The sequence below is a fragment of the Mycobacterium sp. GA-2829 genome (genome assembly GCF_001499965.1).
Classification (GTDB): domain Bacteria; phylum Actinomycetota; class Actinomycetes; order Mycobacteriales; family Mycobacteriaceae; genus Mycobacterium.
The window spans coordinates 32,654-45,225 of the sequence record NZ_LQIT01000020.1 but is presented as its reverse complement, the minus strand read 5'-3'; the positions used below and the strand labels follow the sequence as shown (position 1 = coordinate 45,225).

Below are 12,572 nucleotides of genomic sequence, written 5' to 3'. Positions count from 1 at the left end.
AACTGCGTATTTTCGACGGCGAGGTCGGTGTCGGTACGTGGCTGCGCGACAACGGCAAAGCTGACGGGTTCTCGGCCGAATGGCTTTTCCGGTGATTCGATTTCGGTGATCGGGGTAGTTTGATTTCATTGGAACAATTTCACAGACCGTTCGATGTGGTCCGACCCGAATGGCGGCATGTCGGATTCGAGGAGGACACCATGGCCAACGGAATGAAGGTGGCAGTGGCGGTCGGCGCGGGGTACTTCCTCGGGCGGACACGCAAGATGCGGCTGGCGCTGATGCTCGCAGGCGCGGGGCTCACCGGGAAGTTCCCGTCCGGACCGACCGAACTCGCCGCACAGGGTCTGAAATCCCTCGGCGCGTCCGCAGACGTCACGCAGCTGACCGAACAGTTGCGCGGTGAGCTGCTGGGCGCCGCACGGGCCGCCGCATTGGCAGCTGCGACGCAACGCGTCAATGCGCTCAACGACCGCCTTCAGGACGTCACCTCGGTCGTCGACACCGACGAGGTACTCGACGACGTCGGCGAAAATGTCGGCGGGGTGGGCGAAACCCTCGGCGGAGTGACGGGACTGAGCCGGCGCCGCGGTCGCCGGGCCGAGCCGGAACCCGTCGAGGACGTCGACGAGTACGACGAGACCGATGAACTCGACCTCGACGAGGACACCGACGAGGACGATCTCGATCTCGACGAGGAGCCCGAGCCCGAGCCGCCCCGGCGCCGACGTGCCAGCAGGCAACCCACCGCCGCGAAGGCGGCGATGCGCAGGTCCGCACGGGCGACGGCCTCCGATGAGCCGGCGACTTCGGCTGCCCGGCACGGACGTTCGGCCACCAAGCGGGCTCCGGTCCGGCGCGGGCGGTGAGACCGATGGCGCAGAAAGTCCAGGACACGCCCAAGCAGTCGGGGCCGTTGCAGGAGTCGTTGCAGGCGCTGGCGGGCACGTTCGCCAACCGCGCGGCGACGTCGATGTCCAACCGCCTCAGCGGTACCACGCAGCGGCTGAGCGACTACGCCCAGAGCGGCGGCAGCGGCAGCCTGATCGCCGCGGCCACCGGCGCCGACAAACTGCTCTCGGGTGATTCGCCGGTGAAGTCGGCGGTGGCCGGCGGCGTCGCGGGCGCCAAGGAGAAGGTCAAGGAGACGCTGCAGAACGTCACCGGGGCCATCACCGGTAAGGGCAAGGGCGGCGGCAAGGGGCTCAAGGTCACCAACATCGTCGAGCAGATCGACGTCGGGGTGCCGGTCGACCTCGCCTACCGCCAGTGGACGCAGTTCGCCGACTTCCCGAAGTTCATGAAGAAGGTCGAGCAGGTCGAGCAGGTCTCGGACGAGAAGCTGACCTGGAAGGCGCAGATCTTCCTGTCCCACCGCAGCTGGGAGTCCACGATCACCGAGCAGGTGCCCAACGATCGCATCGTGTGGCGCTCCAAGGGCGACAAGGGCTACGTCGACGGGGCGATCACCTTCCACGAGCTCGCGCCGAACCTGACCCGCGTCATCGTCGTGCTGGAATACCACCCCCAGGGCCTGTTCGAGCGCACCGGGAATCTGTGGCGCGCCCAGGGCCGCCGGGTCCGGTTGGAACTCAAGCACTTCCAGCGGCACGTGATGGCGCACGCCGTCCTCAACGCCGAGGAGATCCAGGGCTGGCCGGGCGAGATCCACGACGGGGAGGTCACCTCGGACGGCAGCGAACAGCCCGAAGACACGAGCGAGGAAGACACGAGCGAGGACACCACCGACGAGGAGGACATCGAAGACGAGACACAGCCGCCCCCGAAGCGCCGACGCGTGGGCAGCCGCGGCGCGTCCCCGACGCGACGCCGAGCGCGAACAGAACGGAGCCGGGCATGACCACCGCGATACAGCCGGCCGGAGGCGCGGGCGGCGGCTCGAGCTCCAGCGGCCTCGCCGACGTGATCGACACGATCCTCGACAAGGGGCTGGTGCTCGACGCGTACGTGCGGGTCTCCATCGTCGGCATCGAGATCCTGACCATCGACGCCCGCGTGGTGGTCGCCAGCGTGGACACCTACCTGCGCTTCGCCGAGGCGGTCAACCGCCTCGACATCGCCAACGAGGACCCCAAATCCGACCTCGGCAGCCTGGTCGGCGACGTCGCCGAAGGCGCCACCAGCGGCGTGGCCAAGGGCAAGACCCAGGGGGTGCTGGACGCGGCGGGGGAGAAGCTGGGCGGCTTGTTGAACCCCGACGAGCCACGCAAGGCGACGAAGGTGCGCAGCCGGAGGGAGGACCGATGAGCACGCCGGAACAAGCGATCTACGTGTACGGCATCGTCCCCGGTGACGTGGAGGCCGAGGAGGACGCCGTCGGGGTCGGCGATCCGCCGGCGAAGGTGGAAGTCGTCCGCGAAGGCGACATCGCCGCGCTGGTCAGCCCGATCCCGACGGATCATCCACTCGGCACCCCGGACGATCTGCGCGCGCACGCGAACCTGCTGGACGGTACCGCCGCCGTCGCGCCGGTGCTCCCGCTGCGTTTCGGTGCGGTCGTGACCGATGCCGACGCCGTCGCCGCCGAACTGCTGCGCGAACACCACGACGAGTTCCGCGGCACTCTCGACAAACTCGAGGGGCACGCGCAGTACATGGTCAAGGGCCGCTACGACGAGGACACGTTCCTGCGCGACCTCCTCGAGGAGAGCGACCAGGCGCGGGCGTTACGCGATGACATCAAAGCCAAACCCGAAGAGGCGACCCGCGATTCGCGGATGGCGCTCGGCGAGCTGATCGCCAACACGATCGAGGCCAAACGGCAGGCCGACACCGCGACGGCCGTTCAGGCGCTCGAGGCCGCAGGCCTGACGGTCAACGTCCGCGAACCCACCCACGAGTGGGATGCGATCAACGTCGCCGTGCTGGCCGAGGTGAAGTCGCAGGCCGACCTGGAAGCCGTCGTCGACGAGCTGGCCGGAAACGCCGAGGGCCGCGTCGATGTGAAACTCCTCGGTCCGATGGCGCCGTACGACTTCGTCGTCACCGCCCAACCGGCGGGGTGAGCGATGGGTCTGTTCTCGGCGATCGCGCTGGCCCCGCTGCTGCCGGTCCGCGGGGTGATCTCGCTGGCCGAGGTCATCCAGCGTCAGGTCGAACAGGAACTCAACGATCCGGCGCGGACGCGTCGTCAACTCGAAGCGCTCGAGGAGGCCCGGGAGAGCGGCGAGATCTCCGCCGAGGAGGAGAAGGCCGCTCAGCGCGAGATCCTCCAAGAGCGGCTGACCCCGAAGGCGCCGGAGACGACGACCCCGGAAGACGGGTGAGGTGAATGGCAGAACGCACGCGCACGCGGCCGAGTGACACCGAACCACCGCCGCTGACCGCGCGGGAAGCGGTGGATCTGGCTCGTGAGCACATCACCGACATGACGGGACGCGACGCGGTGCAGACCACGTCGGTGGCCCCGACCGAGAGCGGCGGTTGGGTCGTCGAGATCGAAGTGGTGGAGGATCACCGCATCCCGTCCTCGTCGGACATCCTCGCGCTCTACGAGGTCGAACTCGACGTCGACGGCGAACTGCTCACCTACCGGCGGACCCGCCGGTACATGCGCGGCCAGACCACCGAGACCAACGGGGGTGGTCTCGGGTGACGCTGGCGGGTGACGACTCATTCGCGCCGGCCCCACGCGGTCTCGGCGCCTCGCAGTCGTCGACCAACCTCGGCGACATCCTGGAACGCGTGCTCGACAAGGGCATCGTGATCGCCGGCGACATCCGGGTCAACCTCCTCGACATCGAACTGCTCACGATCAAGCTGCGTCTCGTGATCGCCTCACTCGACACCGCACGCGAGGTCGGCATCGACTGGTGGGAGAGCGATCCGTGGCTGTCCAGCAAGGCGTCGAACCTGCAGGTGGAGAACGACCGGCTGCGCGAACGGATCGAGGCGCTCGAGGCGGGTAACGGTGAACGCCGCGCCGTCGCCGCGCAATACGCGGAGACCGAGGATGAGCTCTGAGGCGACGGGCGTCTGGTTGTACGCGATCGTCGTCGGCGACGGCGCGGACGAACGTGTCCGCGGGCTGCGCGGCGTCGCCGACGAACCCGTCCGCGCGGTCGAGGGCGGTGACCTCGCCGCGGTCGTCGGCACCGTCCCGCTCGCCGACTTCGGCCAGGACGCGTTGCGCCGCAACCTCGAAGACCTCGACTGGCTGGCCGCCAAGGCGCGGGCCCACGACGCCGTGATCACCGCCGTCGCCCGCTCCGGCCCCGTGATCCCGGTGCGGATGACGACGGTCTACCTCACCCACGACCGCGTCGGCGACCTGCTCACCGGGCGGCGCGCGGAGTTCCACGCGGCCCTGGCGCGCGTCAGCGGGCGGGTGGAGCTCGGTGTGCGGGCGTGCGCCGACGCGAATGCGCTGGTACCGCAGGAGGATCCGGTGACCGAACGGTCCGGCACGGCGTACCTGTTGCGGCGCAAACGGGCCCTCGAGCACCGGGAGCTCGCCCACGGTGCGGCGGCTGCCGCCGCCGAGCGCATCCACACCCTGCTGCTGCGCTGCGCGACAGACGGCAAACGGAAACCGGTGGCCGACAACAGGTTGTCGGAGCGCGCAGGGTGGACCGTGCTCAACGGCACCTACCTGGTCGACGACGTTCGGGTCGCGGAATTCCGGGCGCTCGTCGACGAACTCGCCCGCGACACCGCGGGCATCGAGCTGGAGATCACCGGGCCATGGCCGCCGTACTCGTTCGCCGGGGACGTGGTGAGCGGATGAACGAGGTGGTGCCCGCCGACGACACCCGGGAGGTCGCCCTGGTCGACCTGCTGGACCGGGTACTCGCGGGCGGGGTGGTGATCAGCGGCGACATCACGCTGTCGATCGCCGACGTCGACATGGTCGTGATCTCGCTGCGCACGTTGATCTCCTCGGTCGGCACCCTGCTGGGCTCCGAATGACGCAGCCGGAACCGGCGCCCCGCCAACGCATCAACTCCGATCCGGAGAGCGTGGAGCGCGGGCTCGTCAGCCTGGTGCTCACCCTGGTCGAACTGCTGCGTCAGCTGATGGAACGGCAGGCGATCCGACGGGTCGACAACGGGGACCTCACCGACGAGCAGATCGAACGCATCGGCACCACGCTCATGCTGCTCGAGGAGAAGATGGAGGAGTTGCGGGAGCATTTCGGGCTCACCCCAGAGGATCTCAACATCGACCTCGGCCCACTGGGACCCCTGTTACCCCGAGAGCCCGGCTGACGGATGTCAGCCGGGCTCGCCGGGGTCTGTTCGATCGAGTACTAGCGCATCATCGTGCGCCGGCGGCCCCCCATCATCCCGCCGCGGCGGCGGCCCATCAGTGAGGCCACCAGGCCCACACCGATCATGGCAACGACCACCTGGACCAGCAGTTCGATCCAGTCGACGCCGCGGGTGGCGGTCGGCAGGCCGAGCGCGCGCGCGACGGCGGTGCCGATGAGTGCCGACACGATGCCGACCAAAATCGTCACGATCATGCCGATGTTCTGCTTGCCGGGCAGCAGCAGGCGGGCGAGCACACCGACGACGATGCCGATGAGTATTGCGCTGATAAGTCCGGTGACTGTCATGGCTCCTCCAAGAGGTGTGGGTGCAGCGGAGATACCCGTGAGAAAGACGTAATAAACGATTCCGTCAAATGACTCAGACCATTTCGGGCACGCGCAGGCCCGAGATCGCCAGTTCGAACTCGCCGACGTCGAGCTGGTCGGCGCCGAGATCGCGCAGCCGGGCCGTGCGCAGCGACCGGGCCGCATCGCGGGTCCGCTCCATGGCGGCCATGTCGGCGAATGACGTCGACGACACCGCCCGCCCGGTGGCCCGATCGATCATCAGGCTGGCACTGCAGAACCCCTCGAGCTGTTCGAGAGCGGGCAGCACCTCGCTGCGGTAGAAGTCGACCGCCCGGTCGAACTGATCGGGCCGGGCCCGCAGCCACGTCGCCCGCACCGCGGCTCCGTCGTGCGAGCTGTGGTCGCGGTGCAGCACCGCGATCTCCCACTCGTCGACCATGGGAATCCCGCCGAACGTCGCGGCCGCCCCGTCGCGTAGCGGGCGCACCCGCTCGGCCGAGGCCCGCATCGCTTCCTGCGACTCCCAGGCCGAGGTGACGATGCAGCGGCCCGATTCGCGGTGGGCGATCAGCGACAGCCCCACGCAGCCGTCGATCTCGCCGACGGCGGGCACCACGTGGTCGCGCACATGGGCGATTCCGGCGTCGACGGCGTCCGGGCGGGCGTCGATGGTGGTTGAGCGTGCGAACACTGCACACCCCCTCGGGTGTCGGGGCAGCGCCCCGGTGGCGCCACCGGTACACCTCACTGTCCTCCGCCCGCCGTGGCCAGGCAATGGTCCGGCGCGTCCGCTCGTAGGCTGGCCACATGGACACCGATCTGCTCGACGTCGACACCTCGCGGCGGCGGCTCGTCGACCTCACCGACGCCGTCCGGTCGTTCTGTCGATCGCGCCGGGACGGCCTGTGCAACGTCTTCGTCCCGCACGCCACGGCGGGGGTGGCGCTCATCGAGACCGGATCCGGGTCCGACGACGACCTGCTCGACACGCTCGAGCGGCTGCTGCCGCGCGACGACCGCTACCGGCACGCGCACGGCTCTCCCGGCCACGGCGCCGACCATGTGCTGCCCGCGCTGATCTCCCCGTCGGTGACGCTGCCGGTGCAGGCGGGCGAGCCGCTGCTCGGCACATGGCAGAGCGTGGTGCTCGTCGACCTCAACAGCGACAATCCGCACCGCAACGTGCGGTTGAGCTTCCTCGGGGCATGAGCCGAGACATCAGCGAGTCGTCGACCTGACAGCCGTCAGCAGGCGGCGGGTACTGTGGATCGGTCGAATCACCCGAGCCGATTAAGGATGCCTCAGACGTGCAGACACACGAGATCAGGAAGCGCTTCCTCGATCACTTCGTGAAAGCGGGCCACACCGAGGTGCCGAGCGCCTCGGTGATCCTCGACGACCCCAACCTGCTGTTCGTCAACGCCGGCATGGTGCAGTTCGTCCCCTACTTCCTCGGGCAGCGCACGCCGCCGTGGAACCGGGCGACCAGCATCCAGAAGTGCATCCGCACACCGGACATCGACGAGGTCGGGATCACGACCCGGCACAACACCTTCTTCCAGATGGCCGGCAACTTCTCGTTCGGCGACTACTTCAAGAAGGGCGCCATCGAGTTCGCCTGGACGCTGCTGACGAACCCGGTCGCCGAGGGCGGCTACGGGTTTGACCCCGAAACCCTCTGGGCGACGGTCTATCTCGACGACGACGAGGCGATCGAGCTCTGGCAGGAGGTGGCCGGGCTGCCGCTCGAGCGCATCCAGCGCCGCGGCATGGCCGACAACTACTGGTCGATGGGTATCCCCGGCCCCTGCGGCCCGTCCTCGGAGATCTACGTCGATCGCGGGCCGGAGTACGGCGTCGAGGGCGGACCCGAGGCCAACGAGGACCGCTACATCGAGATCTGGAACCTCGTGTTCATGCAGAACGAGCGGGGCGAAGGGACCGGTAAGTCGGACTTCGAGATCCTCGGCCCGCTGCCGCGCAAGAACATCGACACCGGTATGGGTATCGAGCGCGTGGCGTGTCTGCTGCAGGGCGTCGACAACGTCTACGAGACCGATCTCCTGCGCCCCGTCATCGACGTCGTCGCCGCGCGCGCCCCTCGCGGCTACGGCCAGGGCAACCACGCCGACGACGTCCGGTACCGCATCATCGCCGACCATTGCCGGACCGCGGCGATCCTGATCGGCGACGGGGTCAGCCCCGGTAACGACGGCCGCGGCTACGTGCTGCGCCGGCTGCTGCGCCGGGTGATCCGCTCGGCCAAACTACTCGGCATCGACGACCCGGTCGTCGGCGAGCTGATGGCCACCGTGCGCGACGCGATGGGCCCGTCCTACCCCGAACTGGTCAGCGACTTCGACCGCATCCAGCGCATCGCGGTGGCCGAGGAGACCGCGTTCAACCGCACCCTGGCCTCGGGTTCGCGGCTGTTCGAGGAGGCGGCCAGCGCCACCCGGGCCGCAGGCACCACGGTGCTGTCCGGCAGCGACGCGTTCACCCTGCACGACACCTACGGCTTCCCGCTGGAGCTGACCCTCGAGATGGCCGCGGAGGCCGGACTGCAGGTCGACGAGGAGGGCTTCCGCGGGCTGATGGCCGAACAGCGCAGGCGCGCCAAGGCCGACGCCGCCGCCCGCAAGCAGGCGCACACCGATCTGACCGCCTACCGCGATCTGGTCGACGCGCATCCGACCGAGTTCACCGGCTTCGACGAGCTGAGCACCGAGGCGCAGATCCTCGGGATCTTCGTCGACGGCCGCCGGGTCCCGGTCGCCGGGCACGACACCGTCACCGCCGAGAACCGCATCGAGTTGGTCCTCGACCGCAGCCCGTTCTACGCCGAGTCCGGCGGCCAGATCGCCGACGAGGGCACCATCTCGGGCACCGGCTCCTCGGAGACCGCCCGCGCCGCCGTCTCCGATGTGCAGAAGATCGCCAAGACGCTGTGGGTGCACCGCGTGACGATCGACTCCGGCGAGTTCGTCGAGGGCGACACCGTCGTCGCCGCCGTGGATCCGCGCTGGCGGCACGGCGCCACCCAGGGCCACTCCGGCACGCACATGGTGCACGCGGCGCTGCGCCAGGTCCTCGGCCCGAACGCGGTCCAGGCCGGTTCGCTCAACCGGCCCGGGTACCTGCGGTTCGACTTCAACTGGCAGGGTGCGCTCAGCGACGACCAGCGTTCACAAATCGAAGAGGTCACCAACCAGGCCGTCGAGGCCGACTTCGAAGTGCACAGCTTCACCACCGACCTCGAGAAGGCCAAGTCGATGGGCGCGATGGCGCTGTTCGGCGAGGCCTACCCGGACAAAGTGCGGGTGGTCGAGATCGGTGGCCCGTTCTCGCTCGAACTCTGCGGCGGCACCCATGTGCGCAGCTCCGCGCAGATCGGCCCGGTCACGATCCTCGGCGAATCGTCGGTCGGCTCCGGCGTGCGCCGCGTCGAGGCCTACGTCGGGCTCGATTCGTTCCGCCACCTCGCCAAGGAGCGGGCGCTGATGGCCGGATTGGCCTCGACGCTGAAGGTGCCGTCGGAGGAGGTGCCCGCCCGGGTGGCGAGCCTCGTCGAACGACTTCGCGCCGCGGAGAAGGAAATCGACAAGATGCGGCTGGCGAACGCGCGGGCGGCGGCCGTCAACGCCATCGCCGGCGCCGAACAGGTCGGCGGTGTCCGGCTGGTCGCACAGCGCATGGCGGCAGGTATGTCGGCGGGCGATCTCCGCACACTCGTCGGCGACATCCGCGGCAAGCTGGGCTCCGAGCCCGCGGTCGTGGCGTTGATCGCCGAAGGTGAGAACGACACCGTGCCCTTCGTGGTGGCCGTCAATCCGGCCGCCCAGGACTTGGGTTTACGCGCCAACGAATTGGTCAAACAGTTCGGCGCGGCGGTGAACGGCCGTGGGGGCGGCAAGGTGGATCTGGCGCAGGGTTCCGGTAAGGGGGCGGCGGGCATCGACGCAGCATTGGCTGCGCTGCGTGCCGAGATCGACAGGAGCTGACCTCCGTGACCGACAGCGACCACCGCCTCCCGGACCGCCCCGGGGAGGGCGACCCGGGCCGCGGCAGGCGTCTCGGAGTGGACGTCGGCAGCGTGCGGATCGGCGTCGCCTCCAGCGACCCCGACGGGGTGCTGGCCACACCGGTCGAGACCGTGCGACGGGAACGCTCCGGCAGACACGTCCGGCGGCTCGCGCAACTGGTGGCCGAACTGGAGGCCGTCGAGGTCGTCGTCGGGTTGCCGCGCACCCTGGCTGACCGCACCGGACCCGCCGCACACGATGCGATCGACGTCGCCGAGGCACTCGCCCGGCGGATCGCGCCGGTACCGGTGCGGATGGCCGACGAACGACTCACCACCGTGTCCGCGCAGCGTTCGCTGCGCGAGGCGGGCGTCCGCGCCAAGGGGCAGCGGGCGATGATCGACCAGGTCGCGGCGGTGGGGATCTTGCAGAGCTGGCTGGACCAGCGACGTGCGGCACTGGCCGCGCCAGGAGAGGGCGAGCATGGCTGAGGACTGGCGTCACGACCGTGCGGAACCGGTGGCGGTGGGCCCGCCGCGGCGGGCGATGAGCCGTTCGGACCGGATGCGGGCCGAACGCGGCCGCAGGAAGCGCCGGATCGCCGGCTTCGTCTCGCTGGGGCTGCTGATCGCGGTCGTGGTCGGCGCGGTGTTCCTCGGCTCGAGGCTGTGGCACAGCATGTTCGGCGGCAACGACACCGACTTCACCGGTGACGGCGTCACCGACGTGGTGATCCAGGTGCACGACGGCGACTCGACGACCGCGATCGGCCAGACCCTGCACGACAACAACGTCGTCGCGACGGTCAAGGCGTTCGTCGACGCCGCGGAGGGCAACTCCGGCATCTCGGCGATCCAGCCCGGCTTCTACAAGGTGCGCACCGAGATCCCCGCCGCCAACGCCGTCGACCGGCTCATCGATCCGCAGAGCCGGGTCGGCAAGCTGGTGATCCCGGAGGGCCGTCAACTCGACGACGTGTCCGACGTCAAGACCAACGACGTCACCGAGGGCATCTTCACGCTGATCTCGAAGGCGACGTGTGTCGACCTCGACGGCCAACAGCAGTGCGTCTCGGCCGAGGAACTCAAACAGGTCGCCGGGAACGCCAACCTCTCGGTGCTGGCCGTGCCCGAGTGGGCGATGCCGCCGGTGCGCGCGATGGGCGACGACCACCGCCGCCTCGAGGGCCTGATCGCGCCGGGTACCTGGAACATCGACCCGTCGGCGGAACCGCAGGAAATCCTCGCGAACCTGATCCGGTCGAGCGGTAACCAGTACGCGCAGAGCGGTCTCTTGGAGACCGCCAACGCGATGAACCTCTCGCCGTACGAGGTGCTGACGGTCGCGTCGCTGGTGCAGAGGGAGTCCAAACCGGAGGACTTCGCGAAGGTCGCCCGCGTCATCTACAACCGGCTCGCCGAGAACCGCACGCTGGAGTTCGACTCGACGGTGAACTACCCGCTGGACCGCATCGAGGTCGCCACCACCGACGGCGACCGCGGTCAGATGACGCCGTGGAACACCTACGTGCGGCCCGGGCTACCCGCCACGCCGATCTGCTCACCGAGCAAGCCCGCGCTGGTCGCGGCCGAACAGCCCGCCGATGGGGACTGGTTGTACTTCGTGACCATCGACCTGCAGGGCACCACGCTGTTCACCCGCGACTACAACGAGCACCTGGCGAACATCGAGCTGGCACTGCGCAACGGTGTCCTCGACAGTGCCCGCTGACCGTGTCCGGTAGCCCGCGCAAGGCCGCAGTGTTGGGCTCCCCGATCGCGCACTCCCGCTCACCGCAACTGCATCTGGCGGCCTACCGAGCACTGGGCCTGCACGACTGGACCTACGAGCGCATCGAGTGCACCGCCGAACAACTGCCCGGCCTGGTCGGCGGGTTCGGCCCGGAGTGGATCGGGGTGTCGGTGACGATGCCCGGCAAGTTCGCGGCGCTGCGCTTCGCCGACCACCGCACCGAGCGCGCGGAATCCGTCGGCTCGGCCAACACGCTGGTCCGCACCCCGGACGGCTGGCGGGCCGACAACACCGACGTCGACGGCGTCACCGGTGCGCTCGGCGCGATCGACGGGGCCGCGATCGTGGTCGGCTCCGGCGGCACCGCCCCCGCCGCCGTCGTCGCGCTGGCCGAACTCGGCGCGACCGAGATCACCGTCGCCGCCCGCAACCCCGACAAGGCGGCGCCCCTGGTGGAACTCGCGCAGCGGCTCGGTGCCCCCGCACGCTGGTGCGGTCTCGACGACGCCGACCTGGCCGACCGGGCCGCCGCGGCCGGCGCCGTCGTGAGCACCATTCCGGCGGACGTGGCCGCGCAGTACGCCGAGACCCTCGCGCGCACCCCGGTCCTGCTCGACGCCATCTACGATCCGTGGCCCACCCCGCTGGCGGCGGCGGTGCAGGCCGCGGGCGGACGGGTGGTCAGCGGGCTGCAGATGCTGCTCAACCAGGCCTACGCGCAGGTGGAACAGTTCACCGGCAGGCCCGCCCCGAAAGAGGCGATGAGAGCGGCGCTGGATTCCGCTTAGCCTCGACGAGTGGTGGTCGGGTGCGTCGCGGCGTGGCTCAGCGCGCTGAGCGTGTACGACCTCCGATGGCGGCGCCTCCCGAACTGGCTGACCCTGCCCGGCGCCGCGGCGATACTCGTCGGCGCCGCACTGACGGGGCGCGGGACACCCGCCGTACTCGGCGCCGCGGCGCTGTTCACGGTCTACGCCGTCACGCATCTGCTGGCCCCCGCCGCGATGGGTGCCGGTGATGCGAAGCTCGCGCTCGGAGTCGGCGGGTTGACCGGCGCCTTCGGACCCGACGTCTGGCTGCTGGCCGCCCTCGCCGCGCCGCTGCTCACCGCCGTGATCGCACTGGCCGCGCTGTCGCGCCGGGTGCGCACGGTGCCGCACGGGCCCTCGATGTGTGTGGCCAGCGCCGCCGCGGTCGCGTTGACGCTGTTCTGACAC

General features: G+C 69.7%; 18 protein-coding genes. 16 read left to right on the top strand and 2 right to left on the bottom strand.

The genetic code is table 11. The annotated features are described in order from the left end of the window. Positions 1-200: 200 nt before the first annotated feature. From AU194_RS13790 to AU194_RS13745, 10 genes are read left to right on the top strand one after another with little or no spacing between them, the layout of a single operon-like run. Complete coding sequence (locus tag AU194_RS13790; RefSeq protein WP_059089857.1) at positions 201-869, top strand: hypothetical protein; 669 nt, start codon at positions 201-203, stop codon at positions 867-869. Between the two features lie 5 nt (positions 870-874). After that, the gene (locus AU194_RS13785; protein WP_059089821.1) at positions 875-1,861 is read left to right on the top strand and encodes an SRPBCC family protein; all 987 of its coding nucleotides are present in this window, start codon (positions 875-877) and stop codon (positions 1,859-1,861) included. Further along, positions 1,858-2,268, top strand: a complete 411-nt coding sequence (gene gvpJ, locus AU194_RS13780) for a gas vesicle protein GvpJ (protein WP_059089820.1) — start codon at positions 1,858-1,860, stop codon at positions 2,266-2,268. Before AU194_RS13785 ends, gvpJ begins: the two co-directional genes overlap by 4 nt. Beyond that, positions 2,265-3,026 carry a GvpL/GvpF family gas vesicle protein gene (locus AU194_RS13775; protein WP_059089819.1) on the top strand — a complete coding sequence of 254 codons (762 nt, stop codon included), beginning with the start codon at positions 2,265-2,267 and terminating at the stop codon, positions 3,024-3,026. The genes gvpJ and AU194_RS13775 overlap by 4 nt, the downstream gene beginning before the upstream one ends. Positions 3,027-3,029: 3 nt before the next feature. Further along, on the top strand, positions 3,030-3,287 hold the full coding sequence (locus AU194_RS13770) for a gas vesicle protein GvpG (RefSeq protein ID WP_059089818.1): 258 nt from the start codon (positions 3,030-3,032) through the stop codon (positions 3,285-3,287). A 5-nt stretch (positions 3,288-3,292) separates the two neighbouring features. Then, entirely contained in the window at positions 3,293-3,616 is a 324-nt protein-coding gene (gene gvpO, locus AU194_RS13765; protein ID WP_059089817.1) for a gas vesicle protein GvpO, read from the top strand. Then, a complete protein-coding gene (locus tag AU194_RS13760) occupies positions 3,613-3,984 on the top strand; it encodes a gas vesicle protein (protein ID WP_059089816.1) in 372 nt (123 codons plus the stop codon). Before gvpO ends, AU194_RS13760 begins: the two co-directional genes overlap by 4 nt. Then, on the top strand, positions 3,974-4,747 hold the full coding sequence (locus AU194_RS13755) for a GvpL/GvpF family gas vesicle protein (protein WP_059089815.1): 774 nt from the start codon (positions 3,974-3,976) through the stop codon (positions 4,745-4,747). The genes AU194_RS13760 and AU194_RS13755 overlap by 11 nt, the downstream gene beginning before the upstream one ends. Beyond that, positions 4,744-4,929 carry a gas vesicle protein gene (locus tag AU194_RS13750; protein ID WP_059089814.1) on the top strand — a complete coding sequence of 62 codons (186 nt, stop codon included), beginning with the start codon at positions 4,744-4,746 and terminating at the stop codon, positions 4,927-4,929. The genes AU194_RS13755 and AU194_RS13750 overlap by 4 nt, the downstream gene beginning before the upstream one ends. Next, positions 4,926-5,228 (top strand): gas vesicle protein K, encoded by a 303-nt coding sequence (locus tag AU194_RS13745; RefSeq protein ID WP_059089813.1) that lies wholly within the window; start codon positions 4,926-4,928, stop codon positions 5,226-5,228. Before AU194_RS13750 ends, AU194_RS13745 begins: the two co-directional genes overlap by 4 nt. A gap of 41 nt (positions 5,229-5,269) precedes the next feature. Here the strand turns inward: AU194_RS13745 and AU194_RS13740 are convergent, their stop codons facing one another. Together AU194_RS13740 and AU194_RS13735 are read right to left on the bottom strand one after the other, a co-directional pair. Further along, positions 5,270-5,578, bottom strand: coding sequence for a GlsB/YeaQ/YmgE family stress response membrane protein (locus AU194_RS13740; RefSeq protein ID WP_059089812.1), 309 nt, complete (start codon positions 5,576-5,578; stop codon positions 5,270-5,272). Between the two features lie 73 nt (positions 5,579-5,651). Next, positions 5,652-6,272: an antibiotic biosynthesis monooxygenase gene (locus AU194_RS13735; RefSeq protein ID WP_059089811.1), complete on the bottom strand. Its 621-nt coding sequence runs from the start codon at positions 6,270-6,272 to the stop codon at positions 5,652-5,654. 128 nt (positions 6,273-6,400) lie between these two features. Here AU194_RS13735 and AU194_RS13730 point away from each other — a divergent pair, with 128 nt between their 5' ends. The 6 genes from AU194_RS13730 to AU194_RS13705 all read left to right on the top strand — a co-directional run bounded on the left by AU194_RS13730 (position 6,401) and on the right by AU194_RS13705 (position 12,569). Continuing rightward, a complete protein-coding gene (locus AU194_RS13730) occupies positions 6,401-6,790 on the top strand; it encodes a secondary thiamine-phosphate synthase enzyme YjbQ (RefSeq protein WP_197417619.1) in 390 nt (129 codons plus the stop codon). A 98-nt stretch (positions 6,791-6,888) separates the two neighbouring features. Then, complete coding sequence (gene alaS, locus AU194_RS13725; RefSeq protein ID WP_059089809.1) at positions 6,889-9,582, top strand: alanine--tRNA ligase; 2,694 nt, start codon at positions 6,889-6,891, stop codon at positions 9,580-9,582. 5 nt (positions 9,583-9,587) lie between these two features. Next, a complete protein-coding gene (gene ruvX / locus AU194_RS13720; protein WP_059089808.1) occupies positions 9,588-10,094 on the top strand; it encodes a Holliday junction resolvase RuvX in 507 nt (168 codons plus the stop codon). Next, entirely contained in the window at positions 10,087-11,334 is a 1,248-nt protein-coding gene (gene mltG / locus AU194_RS13715; protein ID WP_059089807.1) for an endolytic transglycosylase MltG, read from the top strand. The genes ruvX and mltG overlap by 8 nt, the downstream gene beginning before the upstream one ends. Before the next feature lie 2 nt (positions 11,335-11,336). Continuing rightward, a complete protein-coding gene (locus AU194_RS13710) occupies positions 11,337-12,143 on the top strand; it encodes a shikimate dehydrogenase (protein ID WP_059089806.1) in 807 nt (268 codons plus the stop codon). A 9-nt stretch (positions 12,144-12,152) separates the two neighbouring features. Continuing rightward, entirely contained in the window at positions 12,153-12,569 is a 417-nt protein-coding gene (locus tag AU194_RS13705; protein ID WP_059089805.1) for an A24 family peptidase, read from the top strand. Positions 12,570-12,572: the final 3 nt, after the last annotated feature.